Source organism: Caulobacter sp. NIBR1757, assembly GCF_027912495.1.
Taxonomy (GTDB): Bacteria; Pseudomonadota; Alphaproteobacteria; order Caulobacterales; family Caulobacteraceae; genus Caulobacter.
Window position 1 is genome coordinate 2,263,635 of record NZ_CP115463.1, and the last position, 21,906, is coordinate 2,285,540.

Here is a 21,906-nt window from a genome sequence, read left to right on the forward strand (position 1 = left end):
CCATCCCTCGCGGCTTTTGCTACCCCCCGCGCCTCACTACGAGCGGTCGTGGCGGAATTGGTAGACGCGCAGCGTTGAGGTCGCTGTGGGGCAACCCGTGGAAGTTCGAGTCTTCTCGACCGCACCATCCTGCTTCGCCCTTCGGGCTTCGCAGGATTGATCTAGTGAGATGAGGCGAAGCAGGATGCCCTGCGAAGCCTTGGCGTAGCAGGGCTGTTCAGCGGAGAGCCCTGATGCACTACGTCTATCTGCTCGAAAGCTTGGTCGATGCTACCAAACGCTACATCGGTGTGACCGCCGATCTGCGGGTTCGATTAAGCGACCACAACGCCGGAAAATCGATCCACACATCGAAGCACCGCCCATGGCGCGTGGTCACCTACATCGCGTTCTCTGGACGCGCGCAGGCTGAGGCGTTCGAACGCTATCTCAAGTCGGGCTCGGGCCACGCCTTTGCCCGCAAGCGGCTTTGGTTGCGCCCCTGAAGGCGATCCGTTTCAGACCGTAAATGCTTGCATCTATTCAAGTTGTGCCGCTATGACGCCGCTCGCCTGATGCGGCTCGACCGCACCGGTGAATCAGGAAATTAACAGAGCGCCCATTCGACGCCCTCACTTCAGCCAGGAGGCCCCCATGACCCGGGACGAAGCCGACCTGACCGAAGCCTATGAAGCGCCGCTCCCCGAGGACCTCGAGGATCTGGCGCTTGGCGACGACTACGCCCTCAACGCCGAATACGTAGAGCTGGTGATCGACGCCGCCGATCGCGGCGACGACGAGCGTCTGCGCGAGCTGGTCGGAGCCCTGCGGTCCGAAGACGTCGCCGACCTGATGGGCTTCCTGACCGCCGACTACCGCGAGCAGGTGATTCCCCAGCTCGATGCCGAGACGCTCGGCGAGGTGCTGTCGGAGCTCGACACCAACCTGCGCGAAGAGGTCATGGAGTCGGTGCCCAGCACCACCCTGGCCCGCGCCCTCGAGGAAATGGACAGCGACGACGCCGTCGACCTGGTCGAGGATCTGGAAGACGACAAGCGCGCCCAGGTCCTGGCCGCCATGGACCAGGAAGAGCGGGACGCCATCGTCACCGCCCTGAAGTACGAGGACGAGACCGCCGGTCGCCTGATGCAGCGCGACCTGATGGCGGCGCCCAGCTTCTGGACCGTCGGCCAGACGATCGACCACATCCGCAGCCACAGCGAAGACCTGCCGGAGCTGTTCTTCGACGTCTACGTCATCGACCCCTCGCACAAGCCGACCGGCGCCGTGCCGGTCAGCATCCTGCTGCGCGCCCAGCGCGACCAGCACCTGGCCGAGATCATGGAGTCGGTCACCGAGATCGACGTCGACATGGACCAGGAAGAGGTGGCCTACATCTTCGACAAGTACCACCTGATCAGCGCTCCGGTGATCGACAGCGGCGGCCGTCTGGTCGGCCAGATCACCGTCGACGATATCGTCGGGGTCATCCAGGAAGAGACGGAGGAAGACATCCTGGCCCTGGCCGGGGTCAGCGACGCCGGCCGTGACGCCACCATCTGGGGCATCGCCCGCTCGCGCCTGCCCTGGCTGGTGGTCAACACCCTGACCGCCGCCGTCGCCGCCAGCGTCATCGGGGCGTTCCAGAACGAGATCAGCAAGATCCTCACCCTGGCCATCCTGATGCCCATCGTCGCCTCGCTGGGCGGCAACGCCGGCACCCAGACCCTGGCCGTCGCCGTGCGGGCCCTGGCCAGCCGCGAGCTGAACGCCTCCAACGCCATGCGGATCGTCTTCCGCGAGCTGGGCGTCGGTCTGCTGAACGGGGCCGTGCTGGCCTCGATCATGGCCCTGGCGGTCTTCCTGTTCTTCCGCGACCCGATGCTGTGCCTGACCATCGGCCTGGCGCTGGTGATCAACCTGTTCATCGCCAGCATGGCCGGGATCCTGGTGCCGTTGGCCCTCGACCGCCTCGGCCGCGACCCGGCGGTCTCTTCTTCGGTGTTCGTCACCTTCATGACCGATTTCATGGGTTTCCTGTCCTTCCTGGGTCTGGCGGCGTTGATTCTCCTGTAAGCTGAGGCCCTCAGTTCAGCGCTCGCGCAAAACGGCCCCTATCTTGCCCGGGGGTAGTGGAACGCATCGGCGCTCGTATCAATTTGGGTCAAAATGGGCATGAAACCCCGTCATCAGGTCTCCAAGGCCGCCGTCGAACTGATCAAGACGTTCGAAGGCTACCGTTCCAAAGCGGCGCAGCTGCCCGACGGGCGCTGGACGATCGGCTTTGGCCACACCCTGACCGCCCGCGAAGGGGCGCAGGTCTCGGAACAGGACGCCGAGGCGTTGCTGCTCTACGACCTGATCGCCATCGCCCATGCGGTCAACGAGCAGACCTTCACGCCGCTGACGCAGAACCAGTTCGACGCGCTCTGCTGCTTCGCCTTCAACGTCGGGATCGACAACTTCAAGCGCTCCAGCGTCCTGCGCCGGGTCAATGAAGGTAGCCTGCTGCAGGCGGCCTGCGCCATGGAGATGTGGCGCAAGGCCGACTTCGAGGGCGAGCGCATCGTCGTTGACGCCCTGGTCCGCCGCCGCTCGGCCGAGAAGACCCTGTTCCTGACGCCGGCCAACGGCTGGGTGCCGGCGCCGTCGCCGATCGTCCGGCCCAAGGTCGACTATGACGCCGTCAACTTCGTGCCGCGCCAGACCCCGACGGCCTTGAAGACCGACCTCACCGCCGACAAGGCCGTCGCCGAGCGGGACGAGCCGTTGCCCTCGCCGCACGCGCCGCCGGAAAGCACGCCGCCCCAGCCTGTGCAGGTCGTGACCGCGTCGATGACCGCCGCCGCCGCCGTGACCTCGCGCCTGGCCCAGCTGGTGCCCGAGCCGGTCGTCGTGCCGCCGCCGGTCCCGGCCGCGGCGCCCGTCGTCTCGGCTCCGGTCGCCGACGAATCGCTCAGCGCGCCCGTCGTCGAAGCGCCGCCCCTGGAGGTTGTCGCCTCGCAGACCGCCGACGAAAGCCTGGCCTGGTCGCCGACCTCCACCGAGGTGGTCACCGCCGAGGAGCAGGCCCTGGAAGCGGCGGAAGACGAGGGCGATTTCGCCGACGCCGAGGCCAACGACTTCGACCCGGTGCTGGAATTCTCGCGCACCCCGGCCGAGCCGACCCCGGTTCCGGCCGCCGACGCGTTGGCCTTCCCGCCGCCGCCGGCCCCGGTCGAGGCGCTGCCCGTACAGCCGGAAAGCTACACCCCGTATCCGGCGACGCCGGTGCTGGCCGTCGGCAACGGCGATCGCGCCTTTGTCCTGACTCCGGCCCCCGAGCATGAAATCGCCGTCGCCAGCGACACCTCCGATCCCTTCCGCTTCGAGGCCGCCAACGAGTCCGAGCCGGGCCTGTTCGACATCTCCAGCCAGCCCTTCGAGCCGGAAATGACCGGCGTCCGCAGCCAGCCGCTGCTCAACGAAGACCACATCCGCCGGCTGGTGGAAGAGGACGAGCGCACCCTGGCCGCCAACTTCGATCCGGCCTTCGACGCCACCCCGCTGGAGCAGCCGCGCGTTCCGGGCGTCGCCTGGCTGGGCGGGGCCGTGATCGGCCTGTTCGTCTGCGGCGGCGGCATTGCCTGGGGCCTGGTGGACGGCACCGGCGACGCCGGCATCAAGGTCGCCGCCTGGTCGATGGCCCTGGGCGGCGGCGGCGTGCTGCTGTTCTCGGCCTGGCGCTGGCTGTCGGCCTTCGGCCTGCCGCCGATGGATGACGAGGACGACAGCCAATCGAATACCCCGGCCGAGTGATGGCCGGGGGTAGGGGGCAGTAAGCGTAAGTACGCGTAGCGTGGCGTAACCGCCCCGTGGGTCTGTGCGACCCGCGGGGCGTCTGCTATTTCGGGGCCATGACGCATTCCCCCCAGATGGACTTCGGCCTTGGCGAGACCGCCGAGGCGATTCGCGAAACCACCGCCCGCTTCGCCGCCGACCGCATCGCGCCCATGGCCGCGCGGATCGACGCCGACAACCACTTCCCCCGCGAGCTCTGGCCCGAGATGGGCGAGCTCGGCCTGCACGGCATCACCGTCGAGGAGGAGTTCGGCGGGCTCGGCCTCGGCTACCTCGAGCATGTCATCGCCATGGAGGAGGTGTCCCGCGCCTCCGCCAGCATCGGCCTCTCCTACGGCGCCCACTCCAACCTCTGCGTCAACCAGATCCGCCGCTGGGCCACGCCCGAGCAGAAGCGCCGGTATCTGCCCAAGCTGATCAGCGGCGAGCACGTCGGCTCCCTGGCCATGAGCGAGGCCGGTTCGGGCTCGGACGTCGTCTCGATGAAGCTTCGCGCCGACCACAGGGGCGACCGTTACGTGCTGAACGGCACGAAGTTCTGGATCACCAACGCCCCCCACGCCGACACCCTGGTCGTCTACGCCAAGACCGACCCGGACGGGGCCAGCCGCGGCATCACCGCCTTCCTCATCGAAAAAGGCATGAAGGGCTTCAGTGTCTCGAAGAAGCTCGACAAGATGGGCATGCGCGGCTCCGATACCGCCGAGCTGGTGTTCGAGGACTGCGAAGTTCCGGAAGAGAACATCATGGGCCCGCTGAACGGCGGCGTCGGCGTCCTGATGAGCGGCCTCGACTATGAGCGCGCCGTGCTCTCGGCCGGTCCGCTCGGCATCATGCAGGCCTGCCTCGACGTCGTCCTGCCCTACGTCCGCGACCGCAAGCAGTTCGGCAAGGCCATCGGCAACTTCCAGCTGATGCAGGGCAAGGTCGCCGACATGTATGTCGCCCTCAACAGCGCCCGAGCCTACGTCTACGCCGTGGCCCGCGCCTGCGACGCCGGCAAGACCACCCGCTTCGACGCCGCCGGCGCCATCCTGCTGGCATCCGAGAACGCCATGAAGGTCGCCAACGAGGCGATCCAGGCCCTCGGCGGCGCCGGCTACACCCGCGAATGGCCGGTCGAGCGCTACCTGCGCGACGCCAAGCTCTACGATATCGGGGCCGGGACCAACGAAATCCGTCGGTTCCTCATTGGCCGTGAACTGGTTGGCGGCTAGAGGCAGGCTATGCCCCGTGAAGACGACAAGATCGTAAGCCTCGACCAGCGCCGCGAGCAGGAGGCTGACCGCAAGCGCGCCCAGGCCATGGCCGAGCGCGACGCTCGCCGCCGCCGCCAGCTGGCCGAGCACGGCCCGGCCGCCGAGCGTCATGGCCGGCTGGTCGGCCGCATCCTGCTTGGGCTGCTGCTCGTCGTCTTGGTGGCGGCTGTGACCTGGTGGGTGATGGGCTTCTTCAGTTAGCCCCCAATGGAAAGGGCCGGCCCCCTTACGAGAGCCGGCCCCACACCAAACGACGGTTGAACCGCGTCGTCAGACGACATCACAGATCAAAGGAGGGAAAGAACCCCGCCCGTCGATCCGTGAGCGGTTGCCGTGTGTTTTTGGTGAGACACTGGATCACCTCCTTTCAGCTGTTGAGAACAGGACCATCAGGATATGGGCGCCTCGCCGCCCATTGCAAAGGTCATCACCACGGCTGGACGTGAATGTCGCGGGCTGTGGATAACCTGCAACGACCGCCCGGCGCTCAGCCAGCCTCAAACCTTCGCCCGCCGCAGATCGACCACCGCCCGCTCCAGCCCGGCCAGCACCTTCTCGGTGGCCAGCCGGCCGGCCTCCGCCCCGCTCTCGAAGGCCTTCCAGTCGCGGATGTCGATGTGGTCGACGTCGGGCAGCACCAGCACATCGGTGGCGTCGCGCGCCGCCAGCACCTCGCGGTTGGTCGATAGCGTCGCCGCCCGCATCAGCAGCGCCACGATCGGCGGCCCCTTGCGCCATTCGCCGGACAGCACCCACCGCAGCAGCGAGGGCATGGCGATGTCCTCGGTGGTGATGCTGCGCCCGCGCGTCACATCGACCCCGACCACCGGCCCGCGCTGGATCGAGCGCATGATGTCGGCCGGGAAGTTCTTCATCACCGCCCCGTCGACCAGTACCTCGCCGGCCAGGGTCGAGGGCGGCATCACCCCGGGCAGGGCGATGGAGGCCCGCAGGGCGTGGCGCAGTACCCCGCGCTGGTGCAGCTCGTAGCTGCCCCGGGTCAGGTTCGAGGAGATGCAATAGAAGGGCAGCCACAGGTCGGGGATCTCGACCTCGCCGAAATGTTCCTCCAGCCGGTGATTGACCTTGCGCCCGTGCGTCAGCGCGATCAGCGGGAAGGCGATGTCGTCCAGCGGGCTGGTGTCGACGAAGGCCTGCCGGATGCGCCGCTCCAGCTCCGCCTCTTCCCAGCCCATGGCCAGGCTGGCGGCGATGATCGCCCCCATCGAGGCCCCGCCGACGAAGTCGATCGGCACGCCCGCCGCCTGCAGGGCCCGCAAGGCGCCGATGTGGGCGTAAGCCCGGGCCCCGCCGCCCGACAGCACCAGCCCCACCGACCGACCGGTCAGCAGCCGCGCCATCCGCGCCGCGCAGGGGTCTGACCCGGTCTTCACATGGAACAGCCGGGCCGCCCCGGTCGCATCGAGCCAGGCGGCCGATCCGCGCGGTTGATCCAGATGGGCCGGCTGGATCAGCATCAGATCCACCAGCTTGTAGGCCTCCATCGTCTCCGACGCCTTGCCGTTCAGCGCCGGCGGCGGCCGGTCGCCGCGCCCGACGCGGAACAATCGGTCCACCTGCCGCCCGACCAGATCGCCCCAGGCCCGCTCGCCGGCCTCGGCGACATAGAGGACGAACTCGTGGTCGGCCTCGACATTGGAAAACCATTCGGTCGGCGCGCCCGCCGCCTCCGACCCGACGACGGTGACCGCGTGGCCCATCTCGGCCATGAATCGCGCGATCTTGCCGATCAGCGGCCGGATCTTGCCGGTCTTCTCGGCCGCCACAAAGCCGAACACAGCCGGATCGCCGGTCGAGACCCGCGTGCTGGCGTTGCGGGCCCGGTTGAGCACCAGCCGGGCGATCTCCAGCATGACATGCGGATCGTCGTCGGCGGCCGCGAAGAAGTCCTCGGCGTCGAGCGCCAGCACCTCGGAGTCGCGCAGCGCCACGACCCGCGCCGTGTGCGCCGTGCCGCCGACCAGCGCCATCTCACCCGCCGGCTCACCCGGCCGGATAACGCCGACGAACTGCCGGTCCAGACCCTCTTCCTTGCGGAAGGCGCCCAGCTTGCCGGCGTGCAGCAGGAAGATCTGGTTCGACTGCTCCCCCGATTCGAACAGGGTCGCCCCGCCCGGCAGCGAGAACCAGCGCGCGTTGCCGGCGTCCCACTCGCGCTCGAAGAGGCGGGTGAGGGCGCTGTCCTGACGATAGGTAATGGGCCCGACCACGGAAGCGACGCTAGCATGAGTCCCTGAAAACCAGCGGTCCACACGGCCGGGCCCTCATCGGGCACAATCCTGCCGCTTCCCCGGCCCGGCGGGACAAGCTATCCCTCTCTCATGCCGAAACTGAGCACGACCGTCGACAAATCCAGCGAGGCCTTCGCCCGCAACGCCGCCGTCAACCAGGGCCTGGTCCAGGAACTCCGCGAGCGGGTCGCCAGGGCCGCGCTCGGCGGCCCGGAATCGTCGCGCCAGCGCCATTCGTCGCGTGGAAAGTTGTTGCCCCGTGAGCGCGTCGAACGCCTGCTCGACCCCGGCTCGCCCTTCCTGGAGATCGGCCAGCTGGCCGCCTTCGACCTCTACGACGGCGAGATCGCCGCCGCCGGCCTGATCTGCGGCATCGGCCGGGTCTCGGGCCGCGAGGTGATGATCGTCGCCAACGACGCCACCGTGAAGGGCGGCACCTACTATCCGATGACGGTCAAGAAGCACCTCCGCGCCCAGGAGATCGCCCAGCAGAACCGTCTGCCCTGCATCTATCTGGTCGACAGCGGCGGCGCGAACCTGCCCCACCAGGATGAGGTCTTCCCCGACCGCGACCACTTCGGCCGCATCTTCTTCAACCAGGCCCGGATGAGCGCCGAGAACATCCCGCAGATCGCTTGCGTCATGGGCTCCTGCACCGCCGGCGGCGCCTATGTCCCGGCGATGAGCGACGAGACGGTCATCGTCCGCGGGGCAGGGGAGGAAAGCCAGGGCACCATCTTCCTGGCCGGCCCGCCGCTGGTGAAGGCCGCCACCGGCGAGGTCATCTCCGCCACCGATCTGGGCGGCGCTGACGTCCACGGCCGCCGCTCGGGCGTCGTCGATCATGTCGCCGCCAACGACGAGCATGCGCTGGAAATCGTCCGCAACATCGTCGCCGGCCTCAATATGCTGAAGCCCCAGGAAACCGACGTCCGCGAACCGCGCCCGCCGGCCTTCGACCCGACCGAGCTCTACGGCATCGTCCCGGCCGACGTCCGCGCCCCCTACGATGTGAAGGAGGTCATCGCCCGCATCGTCGATGGCAGTGACTTCGACGAGTTCAAGGCCCTCTACGGGACCAGCCTGGTCTGCGGCTTCGCCCGCATCTGGGGCTATCCGGTCGCCATCCTGGCCAACAACGGCGTCCTCTTCAGCGAGAGCGCCCAGAAGGCGGCCCACTTCATCGAACTGGCCTGCAAGCGGAAGATCCCGCTGGTCTTCCTGCAGAACATCTCCGGCTTCATGGTCGGCGGCAAATACGAGGCCGGCGGCATCGCCAAGGACGGCGCCAAGATGGTCACCGCCGTCGCCAGCGCCAACGTGCCCAAGTTCACCGTCCTGATCGGCGGCAGCTTCGGGGCCGGCAACTACGGCATGTGCGGCCGCGCCTATTCCCCCAGGTTCCTGTTCACCTGGCCCAACAGCCGCATCAGCGTCATGGGCGGCGAACAGGCGGCTTCGGTCCTCGCCACCGTCCACCGCGACGCCGACAAATGGACCCCGGAAGAGGAAGAAGCCTTCAAGGCCCCCGTCCGCCAGAAATACGAGGACGAAGGCAACCCCTACCACGCGACTGCCCGCCTCTGGGACGACGGGGTGATCGACCCGGCCCAGACGCGGGATGTGCTGGGGCTTGCCATTTCGGCGAGTTTGAACGCGCCGATCCCCGAGACGCCGTTCGGCGTTTTCCGGATGTAGTCAAAGTTCCTTCTCCCGCTCGTCGGGAGAAGGTGGCCCGCGAAGCGGGTCGGATGAGGGCAGCGCAGTTGTCGGATGGCTTCGCGCGTTATGGAGCAGACTTTATGACCGCCCTTCTTCCACTGCCGGCGCTGCCCTCATCCGTCAGTCCCGGATCAAGTCCGGGACTGCCACCTTCTCCCGACAAGCGGGAGAAGGACGCGGACACCGCCTTCCCGACATCCTCCCCCCGCCGTAGAGTCCCCACATGACCAACCCCATCGCCGACCCCCTCGTCGAAATCCCCGACACCGACGTCCTCAGCGACCTCGTCCTCATCGAGGCCACCCCGGACGGCGTCGCCACCGTCACCATCAACCGCGCCGCCAAGCGCAACGCCTTCAACGCCGAGGTCATCGCGGCCCTGCACGAGGCCTTCCGCACCCTCAGCGACGCCGACGGCGTGCGGCTGGTGTTCCTGACCGGGGCAGGGGCCTCGTTCAGCGCCGGGGCGGACCTGGAATGGATGAAGGCCGCCGTCGAATGGACGGAGTCCGAGAACCGTGAAGACGCCATGGGCCTGGCCAGCATGCTGAAGGCCCTGCACGACCTGCCGCAGCTCACCGTCGCCCTGATCGACGGCCCGGCTTTCGGCGGCGGCGCCGGTCTGGCGGCCGCCTGCGACATGGCCGTGGCCACCGAGCGGTCCACCTTCGCCTTCTCGGAGGTCAAGCTCGGCCTCACCCCGGCGACCATCAGCCCCTATGTGATCCGCGCCATCGGGGCCCGTAACGCCAAAATGCTGTTCGCCACCGGCCAGGTCTTCGACGCCGCCGAGGCGCAAGGCTACGGCCTGGTCAGCCAGGTCGTCGCCGACGCCGCTGCCTTCGACGCGGTCCGCGCCGGCCTGAGCACGGCCATCAAGGCCTGCGCGCCCGGCGCTGTGGCCGACGCCAAGGACCTGGTCAACGACATCGAGGGCGCGGAGATTGATCGCGGCGTCATGGAAGAGACCGCCAAACGCATCGCCGCCCGCCGGGTCAGCGAAGAAGGCCGCGAAGGCGTCACCGCCTTCCTCGAGAAGCGCAAGCCGGGCTGGGCGGAGTAGGCATGGCCGAGGGGGCGAAACCGAAAAAGCCGGCGGCGGCGAAGCCCGCCGCCAGACCGCGCAAACCGCGCGCCGCCAAGGCGCCGGCCGCCGTGGCGGAGGCCGCGCCTCCGCCCGGCCCGACCATCGATCCGGAGCATCCCAAACCCGGCCAGCCCCCCATGCCGGCCGACACCGGAAAGACCTGCGCCAACTGCGGCACGCCGCTGATCGGTCACTACTGCCACGAGTGCGGCCAGCAGGGCCATCTGCACAACCGGCTCGGCCACCTGCTGCATGAATTCGTCGAGGGCATCGCCCACTTCGACGGCCGCCTGTGGCGCACCCTGCCGCTGCTCGCCTGGCGCCCCGGCCGGCTCAGCCGCGACTGGATCGAGGGCAAGCGGGCCCGCTACGTCGCCCCGCTGCACATCTTCCTGTTCGCCCTGTTCCTGTTCTTCACCATCCAGTCCTTCGTCCACTACAAGACCAACGACACCGTCAACATCAACGGCGCGCCGGTCATCATCGACGCGGAGGACCGTGAGGCGGTGATGAAGGAACAGCGCGAGAAGGTCGCGGCCCTCAGGGCCAAGCCTGGCGAAAAGGCGACGGGCCCTGAGGCGTTCAGCGGCAAGGCGGTGGAGTTCTTCGACAAGCGCTCCGGTCACTGGGATTACTACCTGCTGAAGATCCAGAGCCTGCTCTACAAGTTCGGGTTCCTGATGGCCCCGATCTCGATGCTGATCCTCTGGCTCGTGCTGTTCTACAAGCGTGGCTACACCCTCTACGACCATGCGACCGTGGCCCTCTACGGCCTCGGTTTCACCGCCTTGCTGGCGGCGGTCGGCGTGCTGCTACCGCCTTCGATTGCCGGCTTCTGGACCTTCTTCATCATGCTGTTCATTCCGGTCCATGCCGTCCGCCACCTCAAGGTGGCCTACGCCATGGGCTGGCCAGGCGCGATCGCCACGGGCCTGGTCATGGGTCTGCTGACCCTCATCGCCCTCGGCTTCTTCATCGGCGCCATCTTCCTGATCGGCCTTCTGGGTGTTCCCCATGCTTGAAAGCGTCCTCATCGCCAACCGCGGCGAGATCGCCCGGCGGATCATCCGCACCGCCCGCAAGCTCGGTGTCCGCACCATCGCCGTCTATTCCGACGCCGACGCCGATGCGCCCCACGTCCGCGAAGCCGACGAGGCCGTCCACATCGGCCCGGCCCCGGCCCGCGAGAGCTATCTGGTCCAGGACAAGATCCTCGCCGCCGCCAAGGCGACGAACGCCGCCGCCATCCACCCCGGCTATGGCTTCCTGTCCGAGAACGCCGCCTTCGCCCAGGCCGTCATCGACGCCGGCCTGATCTGGGTCGGCCCGCCCCCGGCCGCCATCGACGCCATGGGTCTGAAGGACGCCGCCAAGACGCGCATGGCCGAGGCGGGCGTGCCGGTCACCCCGGGCTACCTCGGCGACGACCAGTCTCCCGAACGGCTCCGGAGGGAAGCCGACGCCATCGGCTATCCCGTGCTCATCAAGGCCGTGGCCGGCGGCGGCGGCAAGGGCATGCGCAAGGTGCTGGAAGCCGGCGAGTTCGCCGCCGCGCTTGCCTCCTGCCAGCGCGAGGCGTCGGCAAGCTTCGGCGACCAGAAGGTGCTGATCGAGAAATACGTCACCCGCCCGCGCCACATCGAGGTGCAGGTGTTCGGCGACAGCCACGGCAACGTCGTCCACCTGTTCGAACGCGACTGCTCCTTGCAGCGCCGCCACCAGAAAGTCATCGAGGAAGCCCCGGCCCCCGGCATGGACGAGGCCACCCGCGCCGTCGTCTGCGAAGCCGCCGTCAAGGCCGCCAGGGCGGTCAACTACGAAGGCGCCGGCACCATCGAATTCATCGCCGACGCGTCAGAGGGTCTGAAGGCCGACCGCATCTGGTTCATGGAAATGAACACCCGCCTGCAGGTCGAGCATCCGGTGACGGAGATGATCACCGGGCAGGATCTGGTGGAGTGGCAGCTGCGCGTGGCGTCAGGCGAGCCGCTGCCGCTGACGCAGGACGAGCTGAAGATCGATGGCTGGGCGATGGAGGCGCGGCTGTATGCCGAGAACCCGGCGACGGGGTTCCTGCCAAGCATTGGTCGCTTGGAGCATTTCCGGATTGCGTTCCCGGGTGTGCGAACCGACAGCGCGGTGGAAGAAGCGGACGAAGTCACCCCCTTCTACGATCCTATGATCTCCAAGCTGATCGTCCACGCCAAGGACCGGGCATCAGCGGCAAGCAAACTGGTCTGGGCTTGCGGGTCGGCACAGATCTGGCCTGTCAAAACGAACGCTGCATTCCTGGCGAGATGTGCCGGTCATCCCGATTTCATTGAGGGGGACGTGGACACAGGCTTCATCGAAGCGCGGCTTGAAAGCCTCACGGCCAAGCCCCCTTTGGGCGACCGCCTCAAGACTCTCGCCGCCTTCGCGCTTGCCGCTCCTCATCTGATGGCGGGCAAAGAGCAGTTCCAGAGCCCCTGGAGTTCCTTCGATGGGCTGCGTAGCTGGCGGCTTAACGCTCCCGCCAACCGTGTCATCCACTTCTTCTGCGATGGCGAGCCGGCGGCGGCGGAGCTCAGTGGCGAGATGGCGTTCTTGTCCATGCAAGGGGTCCGGCCGACGGCCGAGGGAGTGATGATCTTCGACTACGGCGAGGTTTACGAAATCACCAGGATCGCGGCGGCTTCCGGTGCGAGCGCGGCCTCCGACGGTTCTATCCTCTCCCCCATGCCCGGCAAGATCGTCTCCGTCTCGGTCAAGGCCGGCGACACGGTGACCAAGGGCCAGACCCTGCTGGTCCTCGAAGCCATGAAGATGGAACACGCCCTGACCGCCCCCTTCGACGGTGTGGTGGCCGAACTGTCCGCCATCGCCGGCGGCCAGGTCAGCGAAGGCGTGGTGCTGGCGAAGCTGGAGGCTTAGGGGACTGGTTGCCCGCCCCGGCGGGGATCGCTTCTCACGACCGCCAAAGCAACCTGTCCCCGATGGTCCGCCGTCGTTCGTGCCTTCCCGGCCGGTCGTGGCCTGTCGGGGACCGGTAGGGCGCTTCGCGCCCAACCGGTCCCCAAGCCCAGATGAATATGTCTAGACATATTGTTTTCGCCCCATTTCGGGGTTTTGGCGCGCGTCCTAAAACGTAGGCATCGACCCGTCACAACCGCTCAGCATTCGCCGCCTCGGCGCCTACGCCATGTCAACGTGGGCGCCCACATTCCCCGCGCCGCCATCAACCCGGAGTCACACGAAAACAATCGCCTGGCCGAACGCCCGATCTTCGCTCCCGAAAACCCGGCCGCTGTGTTGATATCCCGCCCGCGGTATAATGGTCCGCCGCTTCGATAGCCCTTTCATCTCCGGCCACATCCCTTAAATCCCGCCCCATGCCTCTCCACATCATCAAGCTCTGCGTCGGCGTCGAAAGCCTGCAGGACCTGCGCGACTGGCGGGCCCAGCGCGCGGCTCAGGGCCATCCGTCCTGGTGCCCGACCCGCATGGCCCCCAAACGCGCCGATGAAATCCTCGATGGCGGTTCGCTCTACTGGGTGATCAAGGGCAGCATCCTCGCCCGCCAGACCATCACCGAGATCCAGACCGGCCTGCCGGGCCACCAGCCGGTGCGTTTCATGCTCGCCCCTGAACTGATCGAAACCGCCCCCCAGCCCCGCCGCCCCTTCCAGGGCTGGCGCTACCTCGACGCCGCCGACGCCCCGCCCGACCTCGCCAATGGGGCAGGGGAGGCGATGGACCAGGAACTGGCCAAGCAGCTGCGTGAGCTGGGGGCCTGGTAGGCGGTGAACGGTGACAGTCACGCTGCGCGAGACAGTCACCAGCACTGGTGACGGTCTTCCGGCGCAGCCGGATGACTGTCACCGTCTGTCAAACCGCCCAGTTGTCGATCAACCGCGTCTTGCCGAGCCACGCCGCCACGAACACCCGGGCCCCGGTCCCGACCGGCCCGGGCCCCAGCCGTTCCATGGCTTCCCCGTCATGCGCCTGCACATAATCGACCGGACCAAATCCCGCCGCCTCGAGCCGCGCCACCGCCGCCGCCTCGACCTCGGCGACCGCCGCCCCGGCTCGCAGCCGCTCGACCGCCTCGGCCATCACCGCCGGCACGACCGCCGCGACCGTTCGCTCTTCCGCCGACAGGTAGGCGTTGCGCGACGACATGGCCAAACCATCGGCCTCGCGCACGGTCGGCCCACCGATGATCTCCACCGGCAGATCCAGATCCCGCGCCATCCGCTTGATGACCAAGAGCTGCTGGTAGTCCTTCTCGCCGAACAGGGCGACGTCCGGCCCGCACTGGATCAGCAGCTTGGAGACCACCGTCGCCACCCCGCCGAAGAACTGCGGCCGCTTCTCGCCCTCCAGCGGCCCGGAAACCCCGGCCACCGTCACCGCCGTCGCGAAGCCCGGCGGGTACATGACCTCCACCCCCGGCGCGAAGATCAACCCGCAGCCGGCCGCCCCAAGAAGCTCGGCGTCGCGGCCCTCGCCGCGGGGGTAGGCGTCGAAGTCCTCATGCGGCGCGAACTGGGCCGGATTGACGAAGATCGAGGCCACCACATGATCGCAGGTCTCAAGGCCCAGCCGGACCAGGGACAGGTGTCCCGCATGCAAAGCGCCCATGGTCGGGACCATGGCGACGCGCTTTCCGGCGGCGCGCCAGGCCGCGACCTGTTGGCGCAGGTCGGCGACGGTGCGGACGATGGCGGGGCGGGGACTCAAGGTCGCCTCCTTTGTAGGGCAACGGGCGGCGGCTTATCGCCCGTCCCGCCGCGCCAAGTCCAGCAAGACCGAGGTTATCCATACGGCTGTGGACAATCGCTCCGGCTCATTGCTCTCGAGGCGCGCCGGGTTAATCGTTAACGGCCCGGGCTCGCTGAGTCGCGGCCACATCGGCGAAGGAGACCGCCATGAACCAACGTCCCACCCAGATGCCCCGCGTCATCGTGGTCGGCAACGAGAAGGGCGGCGCCGGCAAGTCGACCATCGCCATCCACCTGACCGCCGCCCTGCTGCATGGCGGGGCCAAGGTGGCGATCATGGATCTCGACCTGCGCCAATCCTCGCTCGCCAAGTTTTACCGCAACCGTCATGCCTGGCTTGCCTCGCAGCCCGAGGTCAGCCTGCCTGAACCCCTGATCCGCAACCCGTCCGAGGACGGCGTCGCCCTGCACCGCGCCGAGGCCGCCGAGCAGATGGCCGCCTTCGAGATCGCCTTCGCCGCCGGCCACCAGGACGCCGACGTCCTGGTCATCGACACCCCCGGCGGCGACACCCCGCTCAGCCGCGCCGCCCATGCCCGCGCCGACCTCATCGTCACCCCGATGAACGACAGCTTCGTCGACTTCGACATGCTGGGCAGCGTCAATCCGGTGACCCTGGAGCTGGAAAAGCCCAGCCTCTATTCCGAAGCCGTCTGGGAGGCCCGTAAGGCCCGCGCCATGACCGGCCAGCGCCAGCCGCTCGACTGGGTCGTGTTGCGCAACCGTCTGGCATCCGTCGACGCCCGCAATCGCAAGCGGGTCGATGACCGCCTGATGGCCCTGGCCAAGCGGGTCGGTTTCCGCACCGGGCCTGGCCTGCGCGACCGGGTCATCTACCGCGAGCTCTTCCCCTTCGGCCTGACCATCGCCGACCTGTCGGCCAAGGTCCGCCCGATTCCGGTGGCCCTCAGCCATGTCGCGGCGCGCCAGGAACTGCGCGCCCTGATGCATTCGCTTGGCCTTTCGGCCTTCTCGGGCGATGAGTTGCTCGCCGCCGAGTAGGGCGGGGAGTCATGTGATGATCTACCTGTTGCTCGGCGGCGCGCTGGTCGCGCTGCTCGTCTGGACCGGCCGGCGGGCCTTGCCGAAGCTGAACCTCCGCGACTGGCGCGTGGCCAGCGGCGCGCTGGGCGCCCTGGTGGTCATCGGCGGTGTCGCCGCCGCCCTGCGCGGCAGCCTGCTGGTCGGTGGCGGCCTGATCCTGGTCGGCCTCGGCCTGGCCTTCGGAGCCCGCACCAGCCGGCCGAGGGGCCCGAGCCTGCCGTCCACCACGGACACCGAAGCTCGCGCCATCCTGGGCGTTCCCGCCGATGCCGACGCCGCCCAGATCCAGGCCGCCTACAACCGCCTGATCCGCCTGGCCCATCCGGACAAGGGTGGCACCGTCGGACTGGCCGCCCAGCTCAACGCGGCCCGGGACCAACTGCTCAAGCGCTAGTCGAGCGCCGCCCTGATCTGCGCCGCCAGCGCCTGCAACTCGGCGGGATCGGCCATGCCGCCGCCATGCCGCCCCAACCCCTGGCCCTCCCAGCGCGGGATGACATGGACATGTAGATGGAAGATGGTCTGCCCGGCCGGCGCCCCGTTGAACTGGGTGACCACCACGCCGTCGGGCTTCAGCGCCTTGACCGCCGCCCGCGTCAGTTTCTGGACGGCCGCCATGACCTTGCCCAGCACCTCCGGCTCGACCTCGAGCAAGTTGCGCGCCTTCGAGGTCTTGGAGATGACCAGGCAGTGGCCCTTCGATTGCGGAAAGGCGTCCATGAAGGCGAGCACATCGTCGTCCTCGAACACCCTGGCGCTGGGGATCTCGCCCCGCACGATCTTCGCAAAGATGTTGGCGTCGTCGTAGGTTCCGTCCAGACTCATCAAGCTCGCTCCAACTGGGGGATTTCAACGATGGCCGAACACCTCACCGAGCGCCAGAAGAAGTGGTTCGCCTCGGTGCAGGCCAGCCTCGAACGCGACACCGGCAAGACCCTGGCCGAATGGGTCGCCATCGCCAGAACCTGCCCCGAGACCACGCCCGGCAAGCGCACCGAATGGCTGCGTGAGCACCATGGCCTCGGCGTCAACCGCATCGCCCACATCCTCTCCGAGGCCTTCCCGTCCGAGGTCGCCTGGGACGATGGCCCGGCCCTGCGCGCCGCCCTGTGGAAAGACCCAGCCTCGACCGCCATCTTCGAAGCCATCGAGGCGCAGGTGAAGGACTACCCCGGCCTGGTCACCGGCCAGCGCAAGGGCTTCTCCGCCTGGTCCCGCAACTTCCAGTTCGCCTCGGTCCGACCGCTGAAGGGCGGCAAGGCGCGTCTTGGCCTCTGCGTGTCGCCCGAGGCCGATCCGCGCTTCGAGCCCTACCGGAACGAGGGCTGGTCGGAACGGCTCAAGGCGGCCGTCACCCTGTCATCGCCGGATGAGGTGGACGCCTCGATCGTCAAGCTTCTCAAGGACTCCTGGGACGCCAGCTAAGTCGTTTGCCGGAACGGCGAGAACTCTTCCGCCAGATAATCCATCTCGCCCTGCACGCTGGTCCGTTCCTGATCAAGATAGCGGGCGACCGGCTCGCGCAGCATCGGGTCGGCGATCCAGTGGGCGGAATAGACCGGAGAGGGCAGGTAGCCGCGGGCGATCTTGTGCTGTCCCTGGGCCCCGGCCTCGACACGGCTCAGGCCCAGGCGGATGGCATGCTCGATGGCCTGGTAGTAGCAGAGCTCGAAATGCAGGAACGGCCGCTCCTCCAGCGCGCCCCAGTTGCGCCCGTACAGGCAGTCATCGCCGATCAGGTTCAGCGCCCCGGCGATCCACCGCCCCTCGCGCCTGGCCATGACCAGCAGCACCCGGTCGGCCATCCGCTCGCCGAGCAGCGAGAAGAACCGCCGGTTCAGATAGGGCGTGCCCCACTTGCGGGCCCCGGTGTCCATGTAGAAGGCGAAGAAGGCGTCCCAATGCTCCTCGGTCAGGTCGGCCCCGCTCAGGCCGACGATCTCCACCCCGTCTTGGGCGTCGCGCCGCTCGCGCCGGATGGTCTTGCGGCGGTTCGAGGACAGGGCGGCCAGGAAGTCGTCGAAGGTCGCATAGCCCTGGTTGGTCCAGTGGTACTGCTGGTCCTGCCGGGCCAGCAGGCCGGCCGTGGTCAGGAACCGCCAGTCGCGCTCCTCCGGGAAGGTGACGTGCAGGCCGGAGGCGTCCAGCTTCTCCGCCACGGTCAGCGCCCCGCCGAGCAGCATGTTGCGCCCTTCGGTCTGGTCGATGTCCGGCCGCACCAGCAGGCGCGGGCCGGTCACAGGTGAGAAGGGCGCCGCGCACTGCAGCTTGGGGTAATATCGCCCCCCGGCCCGCTCGTAGGCGTCGGCCCAGGACCAGTCGAAGACGTACTCCCCCTGGCTGTGGCTCTTCAGATAGAGCGGCATGACCGCGCCGACCTCGCCCGCCTCGTCCTCGATCGACAGATGGTGCGGCGCCCAGCCGGTGCGGTCGGTGGCGCAACCGCTCTCCTCGCAGATGTCGAGAAAATCGTAGGCGACGAAAGGGTTTCCCTCGCCGGCGCAGGCGGTCCAGGCGGTCTTCCCGATCTCGGCGATACGGCGGTGGATGCGGACCGCCGGCTTCAGCTTCACGCGCGGAAGCCCTCGAAGATGACGTTGTCGCAATAAGGTTCCAGCCGCTCGCCGTCCTCCAGGGTGCGCACCGTCCAGGCGATGATCGGCATGCCCCGGCCGCGGAACAGTTCGGCGCGCGGGCAGGGCAGCATCCTGGTGTCGAGCGCCAGGAAGTCCGGCCGGGCGATCTCGACATGCTCCAGGTTGGCGAAGCTCTTGCGCATTTCCGGGGCCAGGTGGCGGGCGTGGTCGTCGTTCCAGGCGTAGCTGTCGAGGCCGCGCAGGATCTGCGGATGGTGGTCAGCGAACCAGGCGTGGCTGTAGGGATTGAAGCCGATGACGCAGGTCGGGCCGTGATGGTCGAGCAGCACCTCGCTGACCCGCTTCTCGAGCGGGCCGACCTCGCCGAACGGGGTCTTCAGCTCGATGTGGACCAGGGCCCGGCTGCCGATTTCGACCAGAGCTTCGGTCAGGGTGGGAATGCCTTCCTCGGTCCCGTTGAGGCGCAGCGCGCGCAGGTCCGACAGGCTGCGGTCCTTCAGCTTGCCGGAGGCGCCGCACATGCGGTCGAGGGTGTAGTCGTGGAACACCACCGCCTCGCCGTCGGCGGTCAGGTGGACGTCCAGCTCGATGCCATAGCCGGCGGCGCAGGCGGCGTGGAAGGCGCCCAGGCTGTTCTCCGGCGGCCCGTCCGGCGACCACAGGCCGCGATGTGCGACCGGCGGGCTGAACAGCAGTTCCCAAGCCTGGCCGAATTCAGAGGGTTGCGGACGCGGATGGTGTTTCACGAGGCCAGCTCCACGATCGCATCGACCTCGACCGCGAAATTGCGCGGCAGGCGATAGACGCCGACCGCCGAGCGGGCATGGCGCCCGGCGTCGCCGAACACCTCAACCATCAGGTCCGAGGCGCCGTTGATGATGCTGGGAATGTCGAAGAAATCCGGCCCGGCCTGAACGAAGCCGCCCAGCTTGACGACGCGGACCACCTTGCTCAAGTCGCCGGTTGCCGCCTTCATCTGGGCGATCAGATTGATGCCGCACAGCCGCGCCGCCCGCACGGCGGTCGCCGCATCGACGTCCTCGCCGACGATGCCGGTGATCCCGCCCGAGGCGTCCAGCGACACCTGCCCGGAAATGTGCAGCAGATTGCCCGAGCGGACGAAGGGCACGTAGTTGGCGATCGGGGCGACCGGGGCGGGCAGGGTGATGCCGGCGGCGGCCAGTCTTTGTTCGGCGTTGGACATGCGCCGCTTCTATCCCGGCAAGCGCCGGTCCGGAAACGCAAAAGGCCCGGACCATTGCTGGTCCGGGCCCTCACGATCTGGTGAGCAGATGAAAGCTTACTTCACCGACTGCAGCTTCTCGACGGTCGCGGTGACGCGTTCGTTGAGTGGCTTCATGCTGTCCTTGACGGCGGCGGCGACGGTTTCACCCATCTTGCCGACTTGCGCCATGTAGAGCTCCATGGCGCTCTTGGCCCAGGTCGTCTGCAGCTCGACGGCTTCCTGCACGCTTTTGGCGCCCGACAGGGCCTTGGCGGCGGCGACCTGGTTTTCCACGGCGGTCTTGGAATAGGCCATGTACTGCGCGCCCAGCGACTCGGCGCCCTTGGTGGCGGCGGTCACCGAGGCGACGACGGCTTCGAGGTTCTTCTTGGAGTGGGCGTTCAGCTCGTTCAGGCCGGCCAGGTTCTTCTCAACCTGGTCCTTGAAGGCTTGGTTGCCGGCGACGGTGAACTGCTCGACGGTGGCTTTGAAGGTTTCGGCGGCGGCCATGGGAGGCTCCTTGAAAGGGCTTGGCGGTGATCTGGATCGCCGAGGCATGGGGAGGTTCGGCGCACCGGTGTTTTCTCATGCTGCACTGCAGCAGTCAACGGTTTATTGTGCAGTGCACAATGACGCTCCCGTGAACAAAAAATGTCGGCATTTCAGGCGACTGCGGCTTTTTCGCTCAAGAGGTGTTTACTTTGGCGTAAGGCGTAGTCGTGCATGTTATGGTGCAGTCGCCACCGAAAGGGGGGTGGCGTAACCCAATTGATTCATCGACGGACGCAGCATGTACCAGCCCGCCCGCCGCGTAGTGTTCGCAGCTTTCGCCACCGTCGCGATGGTTTTCGCACCGATCGTTAACGGTCTGGCGACCGCCCAGGTTCCCTACGCGCAGCTTCAGTCGGCCCCGCGCGCCAATCCCGCCGCGCAACCCAAGTACGCCGCTGTCGTGGTGGACGCCAATTCCGGCGAGGTGCTCTACGCCAAACGGGCCGACAGCCCGCGCTACCCCGCCTCCATCACCAAGGTGATGACCCTCTACCTAGCCTTCGAGGCGATCAACGAGGGCCGGCTGAAACCGACCGACCTGATCACCGTCTCGGCCAAGGCCGCCGCCCAGCCGCCGACCAAGCTGGGCCTCTCGGCTGGCGACGTGATCACCGTCGACGACGCCATGAAGGCCCTGGCCGTCAAGTCCGCCAACGACATGGCCGTCGCCCTCGCCGAGCACATGGCGGGCGGCTCCGAAGCCAAGTTCGCCGCCCTGATGACCCTGCGGGCCCAGGAACTGGGCATGCTCAACACCCGGTTCGTCAACGCCTCGGGTCTGCCCGACAGCCGCCAGGTGTCCAGCGCCCGCGACATCGCCATCATGTCCCGCGCCGTGATGCGCGACTATCCGCAGTACTACAGCCTGTTCAACCTGCGCTCCTTCACCTACCGGGGCGTCACCATGAACAACCACAACCGGCTGCTCTTCCGCATGCCGGGCGTGGATGGCCTGAAGACCGGCTACACCAACGCCTCGGGCTACAACCTCGCCGCCTCGGGCGTGCAGGATGGCCGCCGGCTGATCGTCGTCATGCTCGGCGGCACCTCCAACGCCGCCCGCGACAACCATGTGCAGGAACTGCTGACCACCGGCTTCGACGTCATGCGCCGCCGCGACCGCGGTGAACGCATCCTGGTCGCCCAGAGCCTGTTCGAGCCGCCGCCGGCCCCCGCGCCGCTGCAGTACGACGTCGCCCAGGGCGACAGCGGCGACCTGCCGCGCGCCTTCTTCACCAGCGGGCCTGATGCCGGCCCGGTGGAAGTGGTCAGCAGCATGAAGGCCATCGCCGATCCGCCGGTGAAGAAGGCGGTCGCCAAGGCGTCGCCGCCGAAGAAGGCCAAGGGCCAGTGGACGGTCCAGGCCGGCGCCTTCAAGAGCAAGGACCAGGCGAAGACGCAGCTGGGCACGATCAAGAAGCGCTTCGGCAAGGTCCTCGACGACGCCGAAGGCGTCATCGGCGGCAAGGTCGACGGCTTCTTCCGCGTCCGCTTCACCGGCCTCAGCGCCGATGACGCCCGCGCCGCCTGCAAAGCGCTCAGCGCTCGCAAGCAGTCCTGCATGGTGGTGGCGCCCGGCCGCTAAC

The 21,906-nt window shown here is 67.9% G+C and carries 21 protein-coding genes and 1 tRNA gene; 15 read left to right on the forward strand and 7 right to left on the reverse strand.

The annotated features are described in order from the left end of the window. Positions 1 to 42: 42 nt before the first annotated feature. From O5I81_RS11145 to O5I81_RS11170, 6 genes are all read left to right on the forward strand, one after another. Positions 43 to 127, forward strand: a tRNA-Leu gene (locus O5I81_RS11145). A 106-nt stretch (positions 128 to 233) separates the two neighbouring features. Beyond that, positions 234 to 485 carry a GIY-YIG nuclease family protein gene (locus O5I81_RS11150; RefSeq protein ID WP_271064888.1) on the forward strand — a complete coding sequence of 84 codons (252 nt, stop codon included), beginning with the start codon at positions 234 to 236 and terminating at the stop codon, positions 483 to 485. 148 nt (positions 486 to 633) lie between these two features. Further along, positions 634 to 2,055: a magnesium transporter gene (gene mgtE / locus O5I81_RS11155; RefSeq protein ID WP_271064890.1), complete on the forward strand. Its 1,422-nt coding sequence runs from the start codon at positions 634 to 636 to the stop codon at positions 2,053 to 2,055. Positions 2,056 to 2,154: 99 nt separating this feature from the next. Further along, entirely contained in the window at positions 2,155 to 3,777 is a 1,623-nt protein-coding gene (locus O5I81_RS11160) for a lysozyme (protein ID WP_271064892.1), read from the forward strand. 98 nt (positions 3,778 to 3,875) lie between these two features. After that, complete coding sequence (locus tag O5I81_RS11165; RefSeq protein WP_271064894.1) at positions 3,876 to 5,036, forward strand: isovaleryl-CoA dehydrogenase; 1,161 nt, start codon at positions 3,876 to 3,878, stop codon at positions 5,034 to 5,036. Positions 5,037 to 5,045: 9 nt separating this feature from the next. Next, a complete protein-coding gene (locus O5I81_RS11170; protein WP_271064896.1) occupies positions 5,046 to 5,279 on the forward strand; it encodes a hypothetical protein in 234 nt (77 codons plus the stop codon). Between the two features lie 296 nt (positions 5,280 to 5,575). On the opposite strand, the gene O5I81_RS11175 is transcribed toward O5I81_RS11170, so the two are convergent. Continuing rightward, positions 5,576 to 7,309, reverse strand: coding sequence for a patatin-like phospholipase family protein (locus tag O5I81_RS11175; RefSeq protein ID WP_271064898.1), 1,734 nt, complete (start codon positions 7,307 to 7,309; stop codon positions 5,576 to 5,578). A 111-nt stretch (positions 7,310 to 7,420) separates the two neighbouring features. Here O5I81_RS11175 and O5I81_RS11180 point away from each other — a divergent pair, with 111 nt between their 5' ends. The 5 genes from O5I81_RS11180 (at position 7,421) to O5I81_RS11200 (ending at position 13,918) form a co-directional block, all read left to right on the forward strand. Next, a complete protein-coding gene (locus O5I81_RS11180) occupies positions 7,421 to 9,028 on the forward strand; it encodes a carboxyl transferase domain-containing protein (protein WP_271064899.1) in 1,608 nt (535 codons plus the stop codon). Positions 9,029 to 9,275: 247 nt separating this feature from the next. Then, positions 9,276 to 10,115, forward strand: coding sequence for an enoyl-CoA hydratase-related protein (locus O5I81_RS11185; protein ID WP_271064901.1), 840 nt, complete (start codon positions 9,276 to 9,278; stop codon positions 10,113 to 10,115). Between the two features lie 2 nt (positions 10,116 to 10,117). Beyond that, a complete protein-coding gene (locus tag O5I81_RS11190) occupies positions 10,118 to 11,161 on the forward strand; it encodes a DUF3667 domain-containing protein (protein WP_271064903.1) in 1,044 nt (347 codons plus the stop codon). Beyond that, entirely contained in the window at positions 11,154 to 13,052 is a 1,899-nt protein-coding gene (locus O5I81_RS11195; RefSeq protein WP_271064905.1) for an acetyl/propionyl/methylcrotonyl-CoA carboxylase subunit alpha, read from the forward strand. The genes O5I81_RS11190 and O5I81_RS11195 overlap by 8 nt, the downstream gene beginning before the upstream one ends. Before the next feature lie 458 nt (positions 13,053 to 13,510). Further along, positions 13,511 to 13,918, forward strand: coding sequence for a DUF1489 domain-containing protein (locus O5I81_RS11200; RefSeq protein WP_271064907.1), 408 nt, complete (start codon positions 13,511 to 13,513; stop codon positions 13,916 to 13,918). Positions 13,919 to 14,006: 88 nt separating this feature from the next. On the opposite strand, the gene panC is transcribed toward O5I81_RS11200, so the two are convergent. Continuing rightward, positions 14,007 to 14,861: a pantoate--beta-alanine ligase gene (panC, locus tag O5I81_RS11205; RefSeq protein ID WP_271064909.1), complete on the reverse strand. Its 855-nt coding sequence runs from the start codon at positions 14,859 to 14,861 to the stop codon at positions 14,007 to 14,009. A 188-nt stretch (positions 14,862 to 15,049) separates the two neighbouring features. Here panC and O5I81_RS11210 point away from each other — a divergent pair, with 188 nt between their 5' ends. Further along, positions 15,050 to 15,904, forward strand: coding sequence for a division plane positioning ATPase MipZ (locus O5I81_RS11210; protein ID WP_271064910.1), 855 nt, complete (start codon positions 15,050 to 15,052; stop codon positions 15,902 to 15,904). A 16-nt stretch (positions 15,905 to 15,920) separates the two neighbouring features. Further along, complete coding sequence (locus O5I81_RS11215) at positions 15,921 to 16,340, forward strand: DnaJ domain-containing protein (protein WP_271064911.1); 420 nt, start codon at positions 15,921 to 15,923, stop codon at positions 16,338 to 16,340. Here O5I81_RS11215 and O5I81_RS11220 read toward each other — a convergent pair. Further along, positions 16,337 to 16,771, reverse strand: a complete 435-nt coding sequence (locus O5I81_RS11220) for an HIT family protein (protein ID WP_271064912.1) — start codon at positions 16,769 to 16,771, stop codon at positions 16,337 to 16,339. The two genes, O5I81_RS11215 and O5I81_RS11220, sit on opposite strands and share 4 nt — an antisense overlap. A 30-nt stretch (positions 16,772 to 16,801) precedes the next feature. On the opposite strand from O5I81_RS11220, the gene O5I81_RS11225 reads away from it, so the two are divergent. Further along, positions 16,802 to 17,371, forward strand: coding sequence for a DUF4287 domain-containing protein (locus tag O5I81_RS11225; RefSeq protein WP_271064914.1), 570 nt, complete (start codon positions 16,802 to 16,804; stop codon positions 17,369 to 17,371). Here O5I81_RS11225 and O5I81_RS11230 read toward each other — a convergent pair. From O5I81_RS11230 to phaP, 4 genes are all read right to left on the reverse strand, one after another. Next, a complete protein-coding gene (locus tag O5I81_RS11230; protein ID WP_271064916.1) occupies positions 17,368 to 18,519 on the reverse strand; it encodes a GNAT family N-acetyltransferase in 1,152 nt (383 codons plus the stop codon). The two genes, O5I81_RS11225 and O5I81_RS11230, sit on opposite strands and share 4 nt — an antisense overlap. Continuing rightward, entirely contained in the window at positions 18,516 to 19,289 is a 774-nt protein-coding gene (locus tag O5I81_RS11235) for a glycerophosphodiester phosphodiesterase (protein WP_271064918.1), read from the reverse strand. Before O5I81_RS11235 ends, O5I81_RS11230 begins: the two co-directional genes overlap by 4 nt. Then, entirely contained in the window at positions 19,286 to 19,747 is a 462-nt protein-coding gene (locus O5I81_RS11240; RefSeq protein WP_271064920.1) for a RidA family protein, read from the reverse strand. The genes O5I81_RS11235 and O5I81_RS11240 overlap by 4 nt, the downstream gene beginning before the upstream one ends. Positions 19,748 to 19,843: 96 nt before the next feature. Further along, complete coding sequence (phaP, locus tag O5I81_RS11245) at positions 19,844 to 20,278, reverse strand: TIGR01841 family phasin (RefSeq protein ID WP_271064921.1); 435 nt, start codon at positions 20,276 to 20,278, stop codon at positions 19,844 to 19,846. A gap of 280 nt (positions 20,279 to 20,558) precedes the next feature. Here phaP and O5I81_RS11250 point away from each other — a divergent pair, with 280 nt between their 5' ends. Further along, on the forward strand, positions 20,559 to 21,905 hold the full coding sequence (locus O5I81_RS11250; protein ID WP_271064922.1) for a D-alanyl-D-alanine carboxypeptidase: 1,347 nt from the start codon (positions 20,559 to 20,561) through the stop codon (positions 21,903 to 21,905). Position 21,906 lies beyond the last annotated feature (1 nt).

Bases quoted from the DNA above. Each gene is read 5' to 3' on its own strand.
- phaP (WP_271064921.1), bottom strand. From the start codon at position 20,278: ATGGCCGCCGCCGAAACCTTCAAAGCCACCGTCGAGCAGTTCACCGTC.
- O5I81_RS11250 (WP_271064922.1), top strand. From the start codon at position 20,559: ATGTACCAGCCCGCCCGCCGCGTAGTGTTCGCAGCTTTCGCCACCGTC.
- O5I81_RS11240 (WP_271064920.1), bottom strand. From the start codon at position 19,747: ATGTCCAACGCCGAACAAAGACTGGCCGCCGCCGGCATCACCCTGCCC.
- O5I81_RS11160 (WP_271064892.1), top strand. From the start codon at position 2,155: ATGAAACCCCGTCATCAGGTCTCCAAGGCCGCCGTCGAACTGATCAAG.
- O5I81_RS11210 (WP_271064910.1), top strand. From the start codon at position 15,050: ATGAACCAACGTCCCACCCAGATGCCCCGCGTCATCGTGGTCGGCAAC.
- O5I81_RS11200 (WP_271064907.1), top strand. From the start codon at position 13,511: ATGCCTCTCCACATCATCAAGCTCTGCGTCGGCGTCGAAAGCCTGCAG.
- mgtE (WP_271064890.1), top strand. From the start codon at position 634: ATGACCCGGGACGAAGCCGACCTGACCGAAGCCTATGAAGCGCCGCTC.
- O5I81_RS11215 (WP_271064911.1), top strand. From the start codon at position 15,921: ATGATCTACCTGTTGCTCGGCGGCGCGCTGGTCGCGCTGCTCGTCTGG.
- O5I81_RS11195 (WP_271064905.1), top strand. From the start codon at position 11,154: ATGCTTGAAAGCGTCCTCATCGCCAACCGCGGCGAGATCGCCCGGCGG.
- O5I81_RS11150 (WP_271064888.1), top strand. From the start codon at position 234: ATGCACTACGTCTATCTGCTCGAAAGCTTGGTCGATGCTACCAAACGC.
- O5I81_RS11180 (WP_271064899.1), top strand. From the start codon at position 7,421: ATGCCGAAACTGAGCACGACCGTCGACAAATCCAGCGAGGCCTTCGCC.
- O5I81_RS11185 (WP_271064901.1), top strand. From the start codon at position 9,276: ATGACCAACCCCATCGCCGACCCCCTCGTCGAAATCCCCGACACCGAC.
- O5I81_RS11170 (WP_271064896.1), top strand. From the start codon at position 5,046: ATGCCCCGTGAAGACGACAAGATCGTAAGCCTCGACCAGCGCCGCGAG.
- O5I81_RS11225 (WP_271064914.1), top strand. From the start codon at position 16,802: ATGGCCGAACACCTCACCGAGCGCCAGAAGAAGTGGTTCGCCTCGGTG.
- O5I81_RS11190 (WP_271064903.1), top strand. From the start codon at position 10,118: ATGGCCGAGGGGGCGAAACCGAAAAAGCCGGCGGCGGCGAAGCCCGCC.
- O5I81_RS11165 (WP_271064894.1), top strand. From the start codon at position 3,876: ATGACGCATTCCCCCCAGATGGACTTCGGCCTTGGCGAGACCGCCGAG.
- O5I81_RS11220 (WP_271064912.1), bottom strand. From the start codon at position 16,771: ATGAGTCTGGACGGAACCTACGACGACGCCAACATCTTTGCGAAGATC.